Raw genomic sequence first — 18,161 nt, 5'->3', positions numbered from 1 at the left:
ACCTCTAACTCCGGTCGGACAACAGTTTGCCGACCAGCTGTGCCGTGTAGTCCACGATCGGCACAATCCGTCCGTAATTCAGGCGCGTCGGGCCAATCACCCCAACCGCACCGATGATCTTTCGATCCGCGTTCATATAGGGAGACACCACCAAAGAGGAACCCGAAAGTGAGAAAAGTTTGTTCTCCGACCCGATAAAAATGCGCACGCCCTCGCCTTCCTCAGTCAGTTCAAGGAATTCGGCGATGTCCCGCTTGCGCTCCAGGTCGTCAAACAGCGTGCGGATACGCTCCAGCTCCTCCGCGGCGCCGGTCTCTGCCAGAAGATTCGCCCGTCCCCGCACAATCAGCCGGGCCTGTTCGCTGCCTTCCTCTTCCCAGACCGCCAGCCCGCTTTCAATCATTGCGTGTGCAAGGCTGTCTATTTCTTGCCTGCGCGCTGAAATCTCCCGCTGGATCTGCCGCTGAACCTCGCTCAGTGTCTTGCCTTCAATCAGCGCATTCAGGAAATTCGCGGCCTCCCGCATCGAGCTGGGTGTCTGCCCTGGCGGCGGGGTAAACAGCCGGTTCTCCACATGCCCGTCGGAAAACACCAGAACCACCAGAGCGCGGTCATGGGCCAGAGAGACAAATTCGATGTGGCGGATCTCAGCTTCGTGCTTGGGTGTCAGAACCAGGGAGGCGCCCTGCGTCACGCCCGACAACGCCGCACCAACGCGGTCAAGCATGCCGCCAACGTCGCCTGCGTTCCTGCCAAGCGTCGCGTCAATCTTCTCGCGGTCCTTTGCATTAAGGTCACCAACCTCTAGCAAACCATCAACAAACATCCGCAGGCCCATCTGCGTGGGCACCCGTCCTGCGCTCACATGGGGACTGTCCAGCAGGCCAAGGTATTCCAAGTCCTGCATCACGTTGCGCACCGTGGCCGCACTGACCTTTTCACTCAGCGACCGGGTCAGCGTGCGGCTTCCCACTGGATCGCCACTCTCCAGATAGCTTTCCACCACCGCCCGGAACACGTCCCGGGAGCGGTCATTCAGGTCCTTCAGAATGTTGTTCGGATCGCTCATCAGCCTACCAGCATTTCTTCCGGTCTAAACATAGGAACCCAGCGCCAAAATGTCATTAAAGAGCACTTCGGGAAAAGGTCAATCGGGCTTGCATAGCCCCGCGTCCGGGGGATATCCCAAGCCAACAGCAAAAGGATGTGCCATGCGACCCTCAGGACGAGAATTGAATGAAATGCGCCCTGTCTCGATCGAGACCGGCTTCACCAAACACGCCGAGGGCTCCTGCCTGATCAAGGCGGGCGATACCCACGTCCTTTGCACTGCCACCATCGAAGACCGCGTGCCGCCGTTCATCAAGGGCACCGGCCTGGGCTGGGTCACCGCCGAATACGGCATGCTGCCGCGCGCCACCAACACCCGCATGCGCCGCGAGGCTGCCTCCGGCAAGCAGGGTGGCCGCACCGTTGAAATCCAGCGTCTGATCGGCCGCGCTCTGCGGGCCGGCGTCGACCGTGTCGCCCTGGGCGAACGGCAGATCACCATCGACTGCGACGTGCTGCAGGCCGATGGCGGGACGCGCTGCGCCTCGATCACCGGCGGCTGGGTCGCCCTGCGTCTGGCGGTGAACAAGCTGATGAAGGCCGGCGACGTGCAGATCGACCCGCTGATGGATCCGGTTTCCGCCGTGTCCTGTGGCATCTATGCCGGCCAGCCGGTGCTGGACCTGGATTACCCTGAGGATTCCGAAGCCGGTGTGGACGGCAACTTCATCATGACCGGCTCCGGCAAGCTGATCGAAGTGCAGATGTCTGCGGAAGGTTCCGTCTTCTCCCGCGATCAGATGAACCAGTTGATGGACCTGGCCGCCAAAGGCACCTCCGAGCTGGCAGAGATGCAGAAGGCCGCCAGCAAATGACCCGCAAACTGGAAGGCGGTAAGCTGCTTGTCGCCACCCACAACAAAGGCAAGCTGAAGGAGATCGCCGAGATCCTTGCACCCTTCGGTGTGCTGGTCGTTGGCGCCGGAGAGATGAACTTGCCGGAACCCGAGGAAACCGAAGACACATTTGTCGGCAATGCCCGCATCAAAGCTCATGCCGCCGCCAAGGGTACCGGCCTGCCGGCTCTGTCTGATGATTCCGGCATAACCATCGACGCGCTGAACGGCGCTCCCGGCGTCCACACTGCGGACTGGGCGGAAACGCCGAGTGGCCGCGATTTCAAACTGGCGATGACCCGCGCCAATGACGAGCTGACCGCAGCCGGCGCCGATTCTCCCCGCACCGCCCAGTTCCGCTGCACCCTGGTCATCGCCTGGCCGGACGGCCATGACGAGGTGTTCGAGGGCGTTATGACGGGTCAGCTGGTCTGGCCAATCCGTGGCAAACACGGATTTGGCTACGACCCGATGTTCCAGCCGGACGGCTACGGCATCACCTGCGCCGAGATGGATCCCGCAGAGAAAAACAAGATCAGCCATCGCGGCAAGGCTGTCGCTCAGTTTGTCCAAGGCTGTTTCGGTGGATGACTGGCGCAATGGGGGCTTTGGCCTTTATGTGCATTGGCCTTTTTGCCAGGCCAAATGCCCCTATTGCGATTTCAACAGCCATGTTTCCGCAAAAATTGATCAGAAGATATGGGTTAGGGCCTATCTCAGCGAACTTGACAGACTCTCGGAACAGCTCTCAGGCCGGGTTCTGAACTCCATCTTCTTCGGCGGCGGCACCCCCTCCCTGATGCAGCCTGATACAGTGGCCGCAGTCATCGAAAAGGCACGTGAAATCTGGCCTTTTGCCAACGACATAGAGATCTCTCTTGAGGCTAACCCGGGTTCCGTCGAGGCCGGCCGCTTTGCAGGCTTCCGCGATGCCGGGGTCAACAGGGTCTCCATGGGCATCCAGGCTCTGAATGACGAGGATCTGCGCCGGCTCGGCCGCATTCACAGCGTCACTGAAGCCAAGGCCGCGTTTGACATAGCCCGAATGTGTTTTGACCGGGTAAGCTTTGACCTGATTTACGCGCGCCAGGGACAGACATTGAAGGCTTGGCAAGCAGAGCTGCGCGAAGCGCTCTCAATGGCGATCGACCACCTGTCTCTTTATCAGCTTACCATCGAAGAGGGCACCGCCTTCGGCGACCGGTATGCCCGCGGCAAACTGCGCGGCCTGCCAGAAGATGACACCGCCGCGGACATGTACCACGCCACCCAGGAGATCTGCGCCGGCTTTGGCATGGCCGGCTATGAAATCTCAAACCACGCCAAACCAGGCGCCGAGTCCCGGCACAACCTGATCTACTGGCGCTATGGCGACTATGCCGGCATCGGCCCCGGCGCTCATGGGAGACTGACCTTGAATGGCCACCGTTACGCCACCGAAACCCATCTGGCACCCGGGGCTTGGCTGAATGCGGTGAGCAAAGGCAGCGGTGAATCCCTGCGCGAGCTGCTAAGCAGGGAAGATGCTGCGGCTGAATACCTTATGATGGGTTTGCGCCTGTCCGAAGGTCTGGATATGGTGCGATTTAGTCAGCGCTTGGGTCAAAAACTACCCAAAGACCGGCTGGAAGATCTTGTAGAAATGGGCATGATCACTATCTCTGACCAAAGGCTTCGTGCGACGGATCAAGGCCGCGCGGTATTGAATGCGGTCCTCCGTGAACTCTTGATGGATTGAAGAAATGCGTTTCCTCTATGCCGGCTTGGGACTGTTTTGCGTAGCCTTGGCCGTCATCGGAATTGTCCTCCCACTCTTGCCAACAGTTCCCTTCCTGCTCCTCGCTGCCTTCTTCTTTGCCAACTCTTCTGAGCGCCTGCACAACTGGATTGTCGCTCACAACGTCTTTGGTCCGATGATTATGGACTGGCGCGATCACGGGGCGATCCGTCCAGGCGCAAAAAAGGCGGCAACTGTCTCAATTGCCGCCGTCTTTGGCCTTTCTCTGCTGCTTGGCGCCCCCGGACATGTCCTAGGCATTCAGGCAGTAGTTTTGTCAGCTGTCCTTGTCTTTATTTGGACTCGCCCTAACGGCTGAGAAGATTACACAACTCGTCCAGCTGATCCAGGTTCTCGTAATTGATCGTCACCGCGCCGGCCTCTCCTCCAGGCTTATGATCAATCGAGACCTTCATCTTCAGCATTGCGGACAAATCACCCTCAAGTGCCCGGGTGTCTGCGTCTTTCTCTGGCGCTTTCCTAGACTTCTTCGCCCCGCCCGTCTGAATCCCAGCCGCGTCCTTCTTGACCAAGGCTTCAGTTGCCCGGACGGACAAGCCGCCCTTAACGATTTTCGCCGCCAGTTCGGAAGCATTGTCTGAAGTAATCAGTGCACGCGCGTGGCCGGCCGACAGCTTACGCTCATGGACAAGGATCTGAACATCCTGCGGAAGGTGCAGCAAGCGCACGAGGTTAGCAATGTGGCTGCGGCTCTTGCCAAGCGCCTCCGCCATTTTCTCCTGCGTGTGGCCAAACTTCTCCATAAGCTGCTTGTAGCTCTGCGCCTCTTCCATGGCGTTCAGATCCGAGCGCTGGATGTTTTCAATGATGGCAACTTCCATCATTTCCAAGTCGGAATAATCCCGGATCAGTACCGGAACTTCATGCAGCTGCGCTGCTTGAGACGCCCGCCAGCGGCGTTCGCCGGCAACAATCTCAAATTTGCCACCAGATCTGGGGCGCACGATCAGCGGCTGCAGAACCCCCTTTTCCTTGATGGACGCCGTTAGGTCATCAAGATCTTCCTGCAGAAACTGACGCCGCGGCTGGTTGGGGTTTGCAACGACATTCTCGATAGGCACCAGAACTTCCGCGTTGCGCGGCGCCTCAGCCTGCGTGCTCACCGGCGCAGGGTTCACATCCGCCATCAACGCCGACAATCCCCGGCCAAGCCCGCGTGGTTTTGTTTTCTTGTCTGCCATGGTCGCCTCCGGTCAGTGTTCTGCATTTACGCCGCTATTTTGTGATGCTTATTCAGGATTTCTTCCGCCAAGGCGCGGTATGCCTGTGCGCCCAGGGAGTTTGTGTCGTAGTTCAAGACCGGCTGCGCGTAGGAAGGTGCCTCGCTGACACGCACATTGCGTGGGATTTTCGTCTGGAACACAAGATCTCCCAGATTATCCCGCGCATCCTGCTCCACCTGCTGGGACAAGTTATTACGCCGGTCAAACATGGTCAGAACGATCCCCTCTATCCTCAGACCCGGATTCGCAGACTGCCGCACTTCACGAATCGTCAGCATAAGCTGCGTCACGCCTTCCAAGGCGAAGAATTCGCTCTGCAATGGCACCAGTACAGAATGGGCTGCCACCATTGCATTAACGGTCAGAAGGTTCAGAGACGGCGGGCAATCAATCAGAACATAGTCCCAATCATATTCATCCATTGCCGTCTGACGCAGAGCATCATGCAGCAGGAAGCTACGCTTCTCATTGGTGAACAGCTCGATGTCCGCAGAGCTAAGGTCAACGGTTGCCGGAATGATGCAGAGATCTTCAATTTCCGTCTGCCGGATAACATCTGACAGGGAAGCATCCTCGACGAGGAGATCATAGGTCGTCAGATCCCGGTCTGACGGTTCAATCCCTAGACCTGTCGAGGCATTCCCCTGCGGATCCAGATCAACAACCAGAACCCGCAGCCCGCATTCGACCAGTGCTGCGGCAAGGTTGATGGCTGTTGTTGTCTTCCCTACCCCGCCTTTCTGATTTGCGACCGCGATGATACGAGGCCCCTCCGGGCGGGAATAATCAGACACGTTCAACTCCCCTGATTTTCAGGATTACTGCTTCTGGCTCAGTCAAACTTTTAGCCGTTTCAGCTTCAAACCGCCATCGCTGCCGCGCGTTATCCACTTCTTTTTTCCAGTTCTCCCCTTTCGGGAAAACAGCAACGCCATCGGCAGCAAGATGGCGCTCTGCAAAACCGAGAAGATCATCCAAGCCTGCGAGTGCCCGTGCGGACAACACATCCGCCAGCTGCGATGGAGCCTTTTCAATCCGCTCGCTCAACACCGTAATTGATGCACTGCACTCCCTGGCTGCGCTGCGAAGAAAGGCCGATTTACGCTGATCACTCTCGATCAGCGTTACCCGCATTTCAGGCGCCTCATCGGCGGCAAGTAGCGCGATCACAAGTCCGGGAAACCCCCCGCCGCTTCCGATATCCACCCAGTGCCCCGGCGTCTCGACACAGCGGAAGACCTGTACGGAATCCGCTATGTGGCGAGTCCATAACTGGTCAAGGCTGGACCGGGACACCAGGTTGATCTTCGGGTTCCATTTTCGAATAACGCTATCAAAGATCTCGAGCCGTTGAATTGTTTCACGTGAAACATTGAGCCGATCGAGGAGGGCCTTGCCACTCATGCAGTCTTCTCCTGCCTGGTCCCTTCCTTGCGGAGCCGGGCCAGGATCAGCGCAAGTGCTGCCGGCGTCATGCCGTCGATCCGGGCCGCTTGCGCCAGGGTTTCCGGACAAGCCCGCGAAAGCTTTTGCTGAAGCTCCTTGGAAAGACCGTCAATTTCGCCATAGACAAAACCCTTAGGGATCAAATGGCCTTCATCACGCTTCATCACGGAAATTTCCCGCTCCTGCCGCGCAATGTAATTTGCATACAAGGCATCGCGCTCCATTTGGCGACGAATTTCCGGAGTCACGCTATCCAACTCTGGCATTAGCTCAATCACATCCTCAAAGTTGACATCCGGAAATGCCAGAACATCCAGGCCGGACCGCCTGTTACCATCCTGATTGACGCGGATCCCTGCTTCTGCGACCTGTTTCGGAGTGAATGTTTGAGCTTCCAGCGTCTGCCGGGCTGAGGTCAGCTGTTCGCTTTTCTGCAAAAACGCCGCCCGGCGTTCCTCGCCGGCGCAGCCCAGATCAATCGCAATCGGGGTTAGTCTTTGGTCTGCATTATCGGCCCGCAAGGAAAGTCTGAATTCCGCTCTTGAGGTGAACATCCGGTAAGGTTCCGTGACACCGTTGGTCGTCAGATCATCGATCATCACACCGATGTAGCTGTTTGACCGGCTGAAGGTCACCGGTCCGGCGTCCCTGGCCCGACGCGCCGCGTTCAAGCCGGCGACGAGTCCTTGCGCGGCCGCTTCTTCATAGCCGGTTGTGCCGTTAATTTGCCCTGCAAGGTATAGTCCTGGAACGTCCTTTAGAGACAGATCCAACTGGAGCGCGCGCGGATCCACATAGTCGTACTCAATCGCGTAGCCCGGTTGCAGTATGTCGGCTCTCTCCAGGCCAACGATCGAACGGACATAGTCCTCCTGAACATCCACAGGCAGGCTGGTGGAGATGCCATTGGGGTATACCGTGTGGTCGGACACACCTTCTGGCTCAAGGAAAATCTGGTGGGAGTCCTTTTCCGCAAACCGAACGATCTTGTCTTCAATAGACGGGCAGTACCGAGGCCCTACGCCTTCGATATGACCGCCATACATCGCGGAGCGTTCCAGGTTCTGCCGGATAATCTCATGGGTTTTGGCATTGGTATGCGTAATACCGCATGACACCTGCTTTGCGCTTAAAGACTTAGTCATGAACGAAAAGAAGACTGGATTGTCGTCACCCGGCTGTGCGTCAAGGCCATCCCAGTTGATGGTGCGCCCGTCCAGCCGGGGTGGCGTGCCGGTCTTCAGCCGGCCAAGCGGCAGCTCAAAGCCGTCAAGACGCTCGGCCAGTTTTACTGAAGGCTTGTCCCCCATCCGGCCGCCGGGCCTTGAAACATCACCAATGTGAATGACACCGCGCAAGAAGGTTCCCGAAGTCAGAACAACTGATTTGGCCGCAATTTCGCTGCCGTCTGCCAATGTCACGCCGGCAACAGTGTCCCCGCTCATCAGGAAATCTGTTACTTCTCCTTCAACAATATCCAAGTTCGGCTGACTTTCCGTCAAGCGAAGCATCTCTTGTCGATAAATAGCTCTGTCTGACTGCGCGCGCGGTCCCTGCACAGCAGGCCCCTTCCGGCGGTTCAGCAATCGGAACTGAATGCCCGCGAGGTCAGCAATCCGGCCCATGACGCCATCCATCGCATCAATCTCCCGGACCAAATGGCCTTTGCCCAATCCGCCGATTGCCGGGTTGCAGGACATTACACCGATACCACTGCGTTCCAGGGTCACCAGCGCAGTCGCGGCTCCCATTCTTGCTGATGCATGGGCGGCTTCTGTACCGGCGTGACCGCCGCCGACCACAATCACGTCATAAGATGAATGTTTCACGTGAAACACTCCTTCATTTTCCCAGACAGAAACTAGAGAAAATCTCATCCAGGAGATTTTCAACCCCGATCCGGCCAACCAGCATTTCCAGGGCTCGGATCGCCGATCGCATTTCTTCGGCCGCTATATCATAAAACCCCGGTCCGCGCTGCAGGATGTCCTGTGCCTCCGTCAGACTGGCCAAAGCAGACAGCATCGCATCCCGGTGACGGGCGCGCGTGGCAATACCCGCCTGCGCGGAGCGCGTCTTGAGAACTGAGGAAACATGGTTAACCAATTGGTCGACCCCCTGCCCTGACCGGCCCGAGACTGAATTCACCTGGTCGGAACGCAGATCCGCCTTTGGACGCAGCCGGATGTCGCCCGTGCGCATTTCCACGTCCAGGACTTCATGGTCTTCCGCGAGAAACACGCGCAAGTCAGCGTCTTCAGCCCGCTTTCGCGCAAGGGCAATTCCGATACCCTCTACATGATCTTCAGTGTCCCGCAAGCCGGCCGTATCCAGCAAAGTAACAGGCAAGCCGGCCAAATCCATGCGCACTTCGATAATGTCGCGGGTGGTGCCGGCGTATTCCGATGTGATCGCGGCCTCCCGGCCGGCCAGCGCATTCAATAGAGTGGATTTTCCAACATTAGGAGCTCCGACAATGGCTACCTCGAACCCGCTGCGTATCCGTTCGGCTATTTTGACGCCCGCGGTCTCCCTTTCGAGGCCGGCTTGAACATCCGCCAGAAGCTCCGAAACTTCCGGTGTTACGTCAACCGGTACCTCCTCATCAGCGAAGTCTATGGTTACTTCGATCAAGGATGCTGCCCGGATCAGATTTGCCCGCCAGGTTTCAGCCAGCTGCCCCAAGCCGCCGGCGAGGATGGCTTGAGCTTGCTTGCGCTGTGCCTCGGTTTCCGCATCAATCAGATCGGCAAGGCCCTCAACCTGAGCCAGGTCCAAGTTACCGTTTTCCAACGCACGGCGGGTGAATTCACCCGGTTCAGCCATTCTCAGACCGTCGATTCGCCCCAGCGAATCAAGAACCGCTGAAACGACTGCCGTGCTTCCATGTGTTTGAAATTCAACGGTATTTTCACCGGTGAAACTGTTTGGAGCAGTGAAACTCAGAACCAGGGCTTCATCAAGACGCTCACCTGATTCGTCTTTCAGAACCCGCAGGCTGGAACCCCGCGCCGGCAGATCACCGCCGCACAGCGCCGCGCCGGCGTCAAGCGCAAGCGGACCGGAGACGCGGATCACCGCGACCCCGGCCTTCCCTTGAGCGGAGGCCAGCGCAAAGATCGTGTCCATGGGGTGGCCTTTCTCTCTTGCCGGCCCGGATCAGGTGTTCATCGAGTCGAAGAACTCGGAGTTCGACTTGGTCTGCTTCAGCTTCGAAAGCAGGAACTCGATAGCGTCGGTGGTGCCCATCGGGTTCAGGATCCGGCGCAGCACAAAGGTCTTTGCCAGGTCGCCCTTGTCGACCAGCAGGTCCTCTTTCCGGGTGCCCGATTTGAGAATGTCGATCGCCGGGAACACGCGTTTGTCGGCAATCTTGCGGTCCAGCACGATCTCCGAGTTGCCGGTGCCCTTGAATTCTTCGAAGATCACCTCGTCCATGCGCGAGCCCGTGTCGATCAGCGCGGTGGCGATAATGGTGAGCGAGCCGCCCTCTTCGATGTTCCGGGCCGCACCAAAGAAGCGCTTGGGGCGTTGCAGGGCGTTTGCATCGACGCCACCGGTCAGAACCTTGCCCGAGGACGGGACCACGGTGTTAAAGGCCCTACCAAGTCTTGTGATTGAGTCAAGAAGAATCACGACATCTCGTTTATGTTCCACCAGGCGCTTGGCTTTTTCGATGACCATTTCGGACACTGCAACGTGACGGGTCGCCGGCTCGTCGAAGGTGGAGGACACGACCTCGCCCTTCACCGAGCGCTGCATGTCGGTCACCTCTTCCGGACGTTCGTCAATCAGCAGAACGATCAGGTAGCACTCAGGATGGTTCTTCTCGATCGAATGCGCGATGTTCTGCAGGATCACCGTTTTACCGGTGCGCGGCGGCGCCACGATCAGCGAGCGCTGGCCCTTGCCGATGGGGGCCACCAGGTCGATCACACGGGCGGAACGGTCCTTGATGGTGGGATCCTCGATCTCCATCTTCAGGCGCTCATCCGGATAGAGCGGTGTCAGGTTGTCAAAGGCGATCTTGTGACGGGCCTTTTCAGGCTCCTCGAAATTGATCTTGGTGACATTGGTCAGCGCAAAGTAACGCTCAGTCTCCAGCGGCGCCTTGATCTGGCCTTCGACGGTATCGCCGGTGCGCAGGGAATACTGGCGAATCATGTCAGGGGAAACATAGATGTCATCCGGACCGGGCAGGTAGTTCGCCTCGGGCGAGCGCAGGAAGCCGAATCCGTCCTGCAGCACTTCCAGCACGCCGTCGCCGCCGATATCCCAGCCTTCGTCCGCGCGTTCCCGCAGGATCTGGAACATCATCTCGCCCTTGCGCATGGTCGAGGCGTTTTCGATCTCCAGCTCCTCAGCCATCGCCAGCAGCGCTTTGGGGCTCTTCGCCTTGAGATCGGACAGATTCAGGGATTGAACGGTCATATAGATACGGCCTCTACTCCCCGCTTACCCGGGGGTCGGTCACACGACAGGTTAGGAAAACACGAATGCCCGGACGGGCCCGCTGAGAGCCATACATAGGGACTCGTTTCAGATGAGTCAAACGCCGGCTGCAAGCGTTCCGCCCTTGCAGGCCCCATTGCAGCGCGGCTGCGTCAGAATTTGAAGATGACCGAGACTACAATCACCGCCATCAGTACTGTCGGCACCTCATTCATCATCCGGAACTGCCGACCGGTGAGGGTATTCCGCCCTTCTTTGAAGTCGCGATAGCGGAACAGCAGCCAATGGTGGAACCAGGTCATGGCAATCACCGAGACACCCTTGGTCCAGGGCCAGACATAGCTCCAGTCGACGATTCCGGGCGTCAGAACGATGAACAGCCCGGCGGCCCAGGACACATACATGGCTGGGCGCATGATGATGCGGAGGAGCTTCTCTTCCATAGTCAGGAAAATCGGCACTGCCTCTTGCACATTCTCAGCTTGCTCCACGTGATACACGAACAGACGCGGGAGATAGAAGAGACCGGCCATCCAGCTGAGCACGGCCATGATGTGCAGTGACTTGGCGTATGGGTAGAGCGTGAACATCAGATCGCTCAGGTCCATGGGCTGTTCTCCCGGGTCAGTTCGGACCACCCTAATAAAAAAGGAAATATTAAAAGGATGATGTTTTAGTAGTGTGCGTGGATTCCGGTGGATAAGTGAATCTTCCTCCGCTTATCCCCAGCAGGGATAAGATTCCAGCGCACATGGGGCAAGAGTCATTGAAATCTCCTGAACGCCCTTGAAATAAGACCGGTTAAGGGTCTGTTTACCTTTTTGCATTTGGGGATAACAGCGGGATGATACGGGGAGAGCCGGCATATCCACGGAAACAAAGTTATCCTGACTCACAAAGGACGACTCAGCCGGCTGAATCCTGAGATTTCCGTCAACCCCTGGAGTCTTTACTTGAGCCCGGAAAACCATACAAAACGTTCTGAAACGATCTGCTTCTTTCCCACGGGGTTTTCCACATGACTGCCCACATAGTGCTGGCTTCTGGTTCTGAAATCCGGGCGCATCTGTTGCGTCAGGCGGGCATTGAATTTGAGACCGACGTGCCGCGTCTGGATGAAGATGCGATCAAGATGGCCTTGCTGGCCGAACAGGCGCCTCCCCGCGATATTGCTGATGCGCTGGCAGAGGCGAAAGCGCGCAAGATAAGCGGAAAACACCCGGGCAAGCTGGTGCTTGGGTGCGATCAGGTCCTTGATTTCGAAGGAAACCTTCTGTCCAAACCTGTCAGCGCCGAGGAGGCGCTGCGCCAGCTCAAAAACATGCGCGGCAAACGCCACCTGCTGCTTTCAGCGGCAGTAATATACCGCGATGGAGAACCCGTCTGGCGGCATGTGGGCCAGGTCCGGCTGATGATGCGTGCATGTACTGACAGCTACCTTGAGGAGTATGTCACCCGCAACTGGGACAGCATCCGCCACGCGGTCGGAGCCTATAAGCTGGAGGAAGAAGGCGTGCGGCTGTTTGCCAGCATCGACGGCAGTTACTTTAATGTCTTGGGATTGCCGCTGATGGAGCTTATCAGTTACTTGGGACTGCAAGGGGTAATCGAGCAATGACAGAAGCAAAAATCCCGCTCGCCGGCGTGATAGGCTGTCCGGTTGCGCATTCCAAGTCCCCCCAGCTGCACGGTCACTGGCTGAAAACGCACGGCATCGCCGGGCATTATGTCCCGATGCATGTGGAGCCTGAGGACTTGGCGGAGACCATCCGGGTGATGCCGAAAATGGGGTTCGCCGGCGCCAATGTGACCATCCCGCATAAAGAGGCGGTGATGGAGATTGCCGACAAGGTGACGGACCGGGCCAGGTTGATCGGTGCCGCCAACACGCTGATCTTCCGCGATGACGGCACCATCCTGGCCGACAACACCGACGGCTACGGCTTCATCACCAACTTGCACCAGGGCGCGCCGGACTGGGATCCGCAGTCCGGGCCTGCCGTTGTTCTGGGTGCTGGCGGGGCCTGCCGGGCGGTGGTGGCTTCCCTGATGGAAGCGGGCGTGCCAGAGATTCTGCTGACCAACCGCACCCGCGAGCGGGCGGACCAGCTGCAGAAGGATTTTGGCAGCCGCGTTAAAGTGGTGGAATGGGTCCAGGCCGGCAATATCATTGAGGAAGGTGCGCTGATCGTGAACACGACATCGCTTGGCATGGTGAGCAAGCCGCGCCTGCGGGTGCCGCTGGACGGGTTGCAGCCGAGCGCTGTTGTCACCGATCTTATCTATGCGCCGTTGAAAACCGATCTGCTGCAAACGGCTGAGGAGGCGGGCTGCACCGTGGTCGATGGCCTGGGCATGCTGCTGCACCAGGCGGTACCTGGTTTCGAGCGCTGGTTTGGCCACCGGCCTGAGGTTGATGCCGCCACCCGTGCGGCGGTGCTCGGATGAGTTTCTGCCTCGGCCTCACCGGCTCAATTGGCATGGGCAAAAGCACCACGGCCCAACTGTTCGCAGCCCAGGGCTGCGCAGTTTGGGATGCGGATGCGGCGGTTCACCGGCTCTATGGAAAGGGCGGCTCCGCCGTCCCGCCAATGGAGGCCGCCTTTCCTGATGCAATAGAGAACGGAGAAGTCAGCCGGGCTGCGTTGAAGGAGATCATCGGTAAGGACCCCGAAGCCTTGAAGCGCATCGAAGCCATCGTGCATCCCCTTGTCGCGCAGGACCGTGCGGCATTCCAGACTGCTGCGCAGAGCGATATTTTGGTTTTCGACATCCCCCTGCTGTTTGAAACCGGCGGAGACACAGAGATGGACGCAGTGGCCTGTGTGACCGTGGATGCCGCCACTCAGCAAGAGCGGGTTCTTGCCCGCGGCACGATGACGGTTGAGCAATTCCGGCATATCCTGCAGAAACAAATGCCGATTGAGGAGAAGATGGCTCGTGCCGACTATGTGATCGAGACTGACACGCTCGAACATGCGGAGGCGCAGGTGGCAGAGATCCTCGCAGATATCAGGAGCAAACTGAGCCATGCGTGAAATCGTTCTTGATACCGAAACCACCGGGTTTGACCCGTTCTCCGGCGACCGGATCGTCGAGATCGGTGCGGTGGAGCTCTATAACCACATGCCGACCGGGGAAACGTTCCACGTTTATATCAACCCGGAACGCTCGATGCCGGCAGAGGCGTTCTCGGTCCATGGTATCGGCCCGGACCTGCTGGAACCGCCGCAGAAACCGGAACCAGGTGCAGTAACGCTGCTGGACAAACCGGTATTTGCCAAGGTCGGCCAGAAGTTCCTGGACTTTGTGCAGGACTCCAAGCTGGTCATTCACAATGCCAGCTTCGACATGAAGTTCCTGAACGCGGAACTGGACTGGATGGGGCTGCCAAAACTGCCGATGGATCAAGCGATCGATACACTGGCGATGGCCCGCCAGCGGTTTCCGGGCTCGCCGGCGACGCTAGATGCGTTGTGCCGCCGTTTCAGCATCGACAACTCCAACCGGACCCTGCACGGGGCACTTCTCGACTCCGAGATTCTGGCAGATGTCTACCTGGAACTGATTGGCGGGCGGCAGCCGGATTTTGGCCTGTCAACGCAAAAGGCTTCGTCCGGCAATGAGCAGGTGGAGGATGATTGGCGCCCTGCCCCGCGGCAGACTCCGCTGCCGCCGCGAATGACGGCTGAGGAAATGGCAGCGCATGAGACCTTCATCGAAAAGATGGGGGATAATGCCTTGTGGAAGGCTTCCTGATCCCGAAACAGCCGGAAAACGAAAAACGCCGCTGAGTGTCAGCGGCGTTTCCAGGTTAGATAGCTGAAAAGTTTACTGCGTGGGCGCAGCAGCAGCTGCTTCGGATTGGCGGCGGGCCAATTCGTTGCGGTAGATCCCCACAAAGTCGATGTTGTCCAGGTTCAGCGGCGGGAAGCCGCCGTCGCGGGTCACATCCGACACGATCCGGCGCAGGAACGGGAAGGTCATGCGCGGGCATTCGATCAGCAGGAACGGGTGCAGCTGGTCTTCCGGCACGCCGACGATGTTGAAGACGCCGACATATTCCAGCTCCAGCACGAACAGGACGTTGCCGCTTTCCTTGTTCTTGGATTCGACGGTCAGCTTGGTGACCACCTCATACTGGTTCTCAGCCGAGCGCTTTTTCGCATCCAGGTTCACCTGCACGCTGACGTCTGGCTGAACCTCGCCGCCGGTGCCTTTCTGCGCCATAACGTTCTCGAACGACATGTCGCGGATGAACTGGGCCAAAATGTTCATCTGGACTTGCGGCTGCTGCTGGGCTTCGCCGTTTTCGGCCATCGGGATACTCCTGAAAATATGCTTTGAACCGTGCTTAGCAGCTTGGTCCGGCCAGCTCAACGGGGGCCGTCAACCCAGCCCGAAGGGCCACCAGGCTGCTTCCCCGGCGTCACATCTTCGTAGTCACCATCGATGACGTTATCCGGCCTGCCGGCGGCGCCGGGATAGTGACGGCCCTGCATGCTGCCTGGCCCCATCTGGAATTGCGCTACGGTGATACGGGCGCGCAGATAGCGGTAAACCGCCAGCCGCACAGGGGGCATAAGAAGGGCAAAGCCGGCCGCATCGGTGAAGAAACCGGGGGTCAGCAGCAACGCGCCCGCAAACAGGATCATCGCGCCGTGGGCCAAAGGTTCCGCCGGATCGGACAATTGCTGGAAGGATGAGCGAAGCTGGCCCATGGCCATGCGCCCCTGGGTCCTCACCAGCCAGGTGCCCAGCACCGCGGTCAGGACCACGATGGCCAGGGTCGGCCACAGGCCGATGGCGCCGCCGACTTGAATAAACAAAGCAATTTCAATGATGGGAACCATCAGAAAGGCCAGGAAGAGATACATGGGGGGTTTCCTTGCGATCATACGTCCGGGCGGTAGACTTGCCCCCGCCCGTCACCTACATAAGACGTGACCGCTTTGGTTTCAAACAAAGCACGAACGCCTAGCATGAGGTATCCATGGAGTCGCCTGTGATTCAGCTTTTGGTTCTGGCCGGTATTGCCGTGTTTCTGATCCTGCGCTTGAAAAGCGTTCTGGGAACACGCGAAGGTTTCGAAAAGCCTCCGCTGCCGAAGTCCGAAGCCAAAAGCCGCCGCCCGGATCTGGAAGTGATCGAAGGCGGACCGGACCGCGACATCACCGACTACGTTGCCGAAGGCAGCCCGCAGGCTCAGGCCCTGGCTGCGATGAAACGGGTTGAACCCTCTTTCCAGGTTCAGGAGTTCGTCCAAGGCGCCCGCGGCGCTTACGAGATGATCCTGATGGGGTTCGAGCATGGCAATCTTGATGACATCCAGCCCTTCCTGGCTGAGGATGTGTTCGACAGCTTCGTGGAAGCCGTCGCGCATCGCGAGGACCAGGGCTACAAGATCGAGGCCGAGTTCATCGGTGTCCGCGAGACCACTCTGGCTGACGCGCAATTTGATGCGCAGTCGGGCCGTGCCGAGATCACCATGCGCTTCGTCGGGGAGCTGACCTCGGTCGTGCGTGACCGCGGCGGTGACATTGTGGAAGGTGACCCCAAGGCTGTTAAGCGCCAGAAAGACACTTGGGTCTTTGCCCGCACCATGGGCAGCGACGATCCCAACTGGCAGCTGGTCGCGACGGACGCATGATTGCGGCGCTTCGGGGGGCACTTGGGGCAGCTGCAATTGCAGGTGCCGCGATGACCGCCTCCGGGGCGCAATCCGAAACCGTGTCCAGCATTCTGGACTTTGCCCAGCTGGATGGCTGGGCACAGGATGACCACGCGGCCGCCTTAAAGGTCTTCCTGGGGACCTGCCGAGACCTCAAGGACCCCGACTGGGCGGCCCTGTGCAACGCCGCGCGGTCCCAGCCGACGGAAGGCGCGCGGGCCTTTTTTGAGCTGTTTTTCCGCCCTGTTCTGATCGAGGATGGCAACCCCGCCCTGTTCACCGGTTATTTCGAGCCGGAGCTGAGTGGTTCACGCTATCCCACGGGCCGATTCCGCTATCCGGTTTACAAGATGCCGCCGGAGGCGCGTGGTGCTGATCTTTGGCTGCCGAGGCGGGACATACTTACCACCGATGTGATGCAGGGCCGCGGGCTGGAGATCGCCTGGGTTGATGATCCGGTGGAGCTGTTCTTTCTGCAAATCCAGGGTTCGGGCCGGATCCGGCTGCCGGACGGTTCGACAATCCGCGTTGGCTATGGCGGGGCCAACGGCCATCCCTATAAATCGATCGGCAAGGAACTGGTGCGCCGCGGTGTCTACAATGCCCACCAGGTGAGTGCCCAGGTGATCAAATCCTGGGTGCGGCGTAACCCTGCAGACGGTAAGGAACTGCTGTTTCACAACCCGTCCTATGTGTTCTTCCGCGAGGTGCGCAAAGTGGCGGCCTCCAAAGGGCCGCTTGGGGCGATGAACCGTTCGGTCACACCGATGCGCACCATTGCCGCCGATCCTGCCTACACGCCGCTGGGTGCGCCTGTCTGGGTCGAGAAGGACGGTCATATGCCTCTGCGCCGGCTGATGGTTGCGCAGGACACCGGCTCTGCCATCAAGGGCGCACAGCGGGCTGACATCTTTGTCGGCACTGGCGACGAGGCCGGCGAGACAGCCGGCACGATGAAAGACCCGGGCCGGATGGTGGTTTTGCTGCCGATCCAGCGGGCCTATGCAATGCTGCCGGAAGATCTGTGAATGGCACGGCGGAAACTGACAGGAGAGGAGATCGACCTCTGGCACAAGGTCGTGAAGCATACGGAGCGGCTGCATCCGGGTGCGCATTCCTCGCCGCCTGCCCCGCCGATGCCAAAACCCAAACCGGTCAAGCAGCCTGAGCCGCGTGTTACTGCGTTTGAGGTTGGCAGTCACGCCAAACCCAAGCCGGTGAAACACGATCTGAAACCTTCAATTGCCCGCAGCCTTGCCAACGATCCCCTGCAGATGGACGAAAAGGCTTTCCGCCGCATGAAACGCGGAAAGATCAGGCCGGAAGGCAAGCTGGACCTGCATGGCATGCGGATCGACACCGCGCATCCTGCCCTGACGCGCTTTATCCTGTCGGCGCAGGCATCCGGCAAACGGCTGGTGCTGGTAGTGACGGGCAAGGGCAAGGACCGGGACGAACCAGGACCAATGCCGGTGCCGCGCGGGGTGCTGCGCCACAAGGTGCCGCAATGGCTGGCGCTGCCGCCATTGGCCCAGGCGGTGCTGCAGGTGACGCCGGCCCATATCAGCCACGGCGGCGGCGGCGCCTATTACGTCTACCTGCGGCGCAACCGCTGAGGGCCGGCCC

General features: G+C 59.0%; 21 protein-coding genes. 11 read left to right on the top strand and 10 right to left on the bottom strand.

From position 1 onward, the window contains the following. Window positions 1-4: 4 nt before the first annotated feature. The gene (gene hrcA / locus AC58NV_RS15330; protein WP_366660429.1) at window positions 5-1,069 is read right to left on the bottom strand and encodes a heat-inducible transcriptional repressor HrcA; all 1,065 of its coding nucleotides are present in this window, start codon (window positions 1,067-1,069) and stop codon (window positions 5-7) included. A gap of 142 nt (window positions 1,070-1,211) precedes the next feature. On the opposite strand from hrcA, the gene rph reads away from it, so the two are divergent. Genes rph through AC58NV_RS15310 form a run of 4 tightly spaced genes read left to right on the top strand, consistent with a single transcriptional unit; the run spans window position 1,212 to window position 4,041 of the window. Beyond that, the gene (rph, locus tag AC58NV_RS15325; protein WP_174145232.1) at window positions 1,212-1,925 is read left to right on the top strand and encodes a ribonuclease PH; all 714 of its coding nucleotides are present in this window, start codon (window positions 1,212-1,214) and stop codon (window positions 1,923-1,925) included. Then, window positions 1,922-2,536 carry an RdgB/HAM1 family non-canonical purine NTP pyrophosphatase gene (gene rdgB, locus AC58NV_RS15320; protein ID WP_497227887.1) on the top strand — a complete coding sequence of 205 codons (615 nt, stop codon included), beginning with the start codon at window positions 1,922-1,924 and terminating at the stop codon, window positions 2,534-2,536. The genes rph and rdgB overlap by 4 nt, the downstream gene beginning before the upstream one ends. Then, a complete protein-coding gene (gene hemW, locus AC58NV_RS15315; RefSeq protein ID WP_497227886.1) occupies window positions 2,529-3,683 on the top strand; it encodes a radical SAM family heme chaperone HemW in 1,155 nt (384 codons plus the stop codon). The genes rdgB and hemW overlap by 8 nt, the downstream gene beginning before the upstream one ends. A 4-nt stretch (window positions 3,684-3,687) precedes the next feature. After that, window positions 3,688-4,041, top strand: a complete 354-nt coding sequence (locus AC58NV_RS15310; protein WP_366660423.1) for a YbaN family protein — start codon at window positions 3,688-3,690, stop codon at window positions 4,039-4,041. On the opposite strand, the gene AC58NV_RS15305 is transcribed toward AC58NV_RS15310, so the two are convergent. The 7 genes from AC58NV_RS15305 to AC58NV_RS15275 all read right to left on the bottom strand — a co-directional run bounded on the left by AC58NV_RS15305 (window position 4,031) and on the right by AC58NV_RS15275 (window position 11,472). Continuing rightward, window positions 4,031-4,924: a ParB/RepB/Spo0J family partition protein gene (locus AC58NV_RS15305; protein WP_497227885.1), complete on the bottom strand. Its 894-nt coding sequence runs from the start codon at window positions 4,922-4,924 to the stop codon at window positions 4,031-4,033. The genes AC58NV_RS15310 and AC58NV_RS15305 overlap by 11 nt on opposite strands. A 26-nt stretch (window positions 4,925-4,950) precedes the next feature. Then, a complete protein-coding gene (locus AC58NV_RS15300; protein WP_366660420.1) occupies window positions 4,951-5,760 on the bottom strand; it encodes a ParA family protein in 810 nt (269 codons plus the stop codon). Next, complete coding sequence (rsmG, locus tag AC58NV_RS15295) at window positions 5,753-6,370, bottom strand: 16S rRNA (guanine(527)-N(7))-methyltransferase RsmG (RefSeq protein WP_497227884.1); 618 nt, start codon at window positions 6,368-6,370, stop codon at window positions 5,753-5,755. The genes AC58NV_RS15300 and rsmG overlap by 8 nt, the downstream gene beginning before the upstream one ends. After that, window positions 6,367-8,241 (bottom strand): tRNA uridine-5-carboxymethylaminomethyl(34) synthesis enzyme MnmG, encoded by a 1,875-nt coding sequence (gene mnmG, locus AC58NV_RS15290; RefSeq protein ID WP_497227883.1) that lies wholly within the window; start codon window positions 8,239-8,241, stop codon window positions 6,367-6,369. Before mnmG ends, rsmG begins: the two co-directional genes overlap by 4 nt. Window positions 8,242-8,254: 13 nt before the next feature. Further along, the gene (mnmE, locus tag AC58NV_RS15285) at window positions 8,255-9,541 is read right to left on the bottom strand and encodes a tRNA uridine-5-carboxymethylaminomethyl(34) synthesis GTPase MnmE (RefSeq protein WP_497227882.1); all 1,287 of its coding nucleotides are present in this window, start codon (window positions 9,539-9,541) and stop codon (window positions 8,255-8,257) included. A 30-nt stretch (window positions 9,542-9,571) separates the two neighbouring features. Then, the gene (gene rho, locus AC58NV_RS15280) at window positions 9,572-10,843 is read right to left on the bottom strand and encodes a transcription termination factor Rho (protein WP_174145217.1); all 1,272 of its coding nucleotides are present in this window, start codon (window positions 10,841-10,843) and stop codon (window positions 9,572-9,574) included. A 173-nt stretch (window positions 10,844-11,016) separates the two neighbouring features. Next, window positions 11,017-11,472 (bottom strand): CopD family protein, encoded by a 456-nt coding sequence (locus AC58NV_RS15275; protein WP_497227881.1) that lies wholly within the window; start codon window positions 11,470-11,472, stop codon window positions 11,017-11,019. 410 nt (window positions 11,473-11,882) lie between these two features. On the opposite strand from AC58NV_RS15275, the gene AC58NV_RS15270 reads away from it, so the two are divergent. The 4 genes from AC58NV_RS15270 to dnaQ are packed head-to-tail and all read left to right on the top strand — an operon-like array spanning window position 11,883 to window position 14,623. After that, window positions 11,883-12,482 (top strand): Maf family protein, encoded by a 600-nt coding sequence (locus AC58NV_RS15270; RefSeq protein WP_497227880.1) that lies wholly within the window; start codon window positions 11,883-11,885, stop codon window positions 12,480-12,482. Then, the gene (locus tag AC58NV_RS15265; RefSeq protein WP_497227879.1) at window positions 12,479-13,312 is read left to right on the top strand and encodes a shikimate dehydrogenase; all 834 of its coding nucleotides are present in this window, start codon (window positions 12,479-12,481) and stop codon (window positions 13,310-13,312) included. Before AC58NV_RS15270 ends, AC58NV_RS15265 begins: the two co-directional genes overlap by 4 nt. Then, window positions 13,309-13,902 (top strand): dephospho-CoA kinase, encoded by a 594-nt coding sequence (gene coaE, locus AC58NV_RS15260; RefSeq protein WP_497227878.1) that lies wholly within the window; start codon window positions 13,309-13,311, stop codon window positions 13,900-13,902. Before AC58NV_RS15265 ends, coaE begins: the two co-directional genes overlap by 4 nt. Then, entirely contained in the window at window positions 13,895-14,623 is a 729-nt protein-coding gene (gene dnaQ / locus AC58NV_RS15255; protein WP_497227877.1) for a DNA polymerase III subunit epsilon, read from the top strand. Before coaE ends, dnaQ begins: the two co-directional genes overlap by 8 nt. A gap of 72 nt (window positions 14,624-14,695) precedes the next feature. On the opposite strand, the gene secB is transcribed toward dnaQ, so the two are convergent. Further along, window positions 14,696-15,184 (bottom strand): protein-export chaperone SecB, encoded by a 489-nt coding sequence (gene secB / locus AC58NV_RS15250; protein WP_366660406.1) that lies wholly within the window; start codon window positions 15,182-15,184, stop codon window positions 14,696-14,698. A gap of 56 nt (window positions 15,185-15,240) precedes the next feature. Then, on the bottom strand, window positions 15,241-15,741 hold the full coding sequence (locus tag AC58NV_RS15245; RefSeq protein ID WP_497227876.1) for an FxsA family protein: 501 nt from the start codon (window positions 15,739-15,741) through the stop codon (window positions 15,241-15,243). A gap of 116 nt (window positions 15,742-15,857) precedes the next feature. Here AC58NV_RS15245 and AC58NV_RS15240 point away from each other — a divergent pair, with 116 nt between their 5' ends. Genes AC58NV_RS15240 through AC58NV_RS15230 form a run of 3 tightly spaced genes read left to right on the top strand, consistent with a single transcriptional unit; the run spans window position 15,858 to window position 18,151 of the window. Next, window positions 15,858-16,514 (top strand): Tim44/TimA family putative adaptor protein, encoded by a 657-nt coding sequence (locus AC58NV_RS15240; RefSeq protein WP_366660403.1) that lies wholly within the window; start codon window positions 15,858-15,860, stop codon window positions 16,512-16,514. Next, window positions 16,511-17,563: a murein transglycosylase A gene (gene mltA, locus AC58NV_RS15235; protein ID WP_497227875.1), complete on the top strand. Its 1,053-nt coding sequence runs from the start codon at window positions 16,511-16,513 to the stop codon at window positions 17,561-17,563. Before AC58NV_RS15240 ends, mltA begins: the two co-directional genes overlap by 4 nt. Then, on the top strand, window positions 17,564-18,151 hold the full coding sequence (locus AC58NV_RS15230; RefSeq protein ID WP_497227874.1) for a Smr/MutS family protein: 588 nt from the start codon (window positions 17,564-17,566) through the stop codon (window positions 18,149-18,151). Window positions 18,152-18,161 lie beyond the last annotated feature (10 nt).

This window comes from Leisingera sp. ANG49 (assembly GCF_059694505.1).
This window is presented reverse-complemented; position numbering and strand designations above follow the sequence as displayed.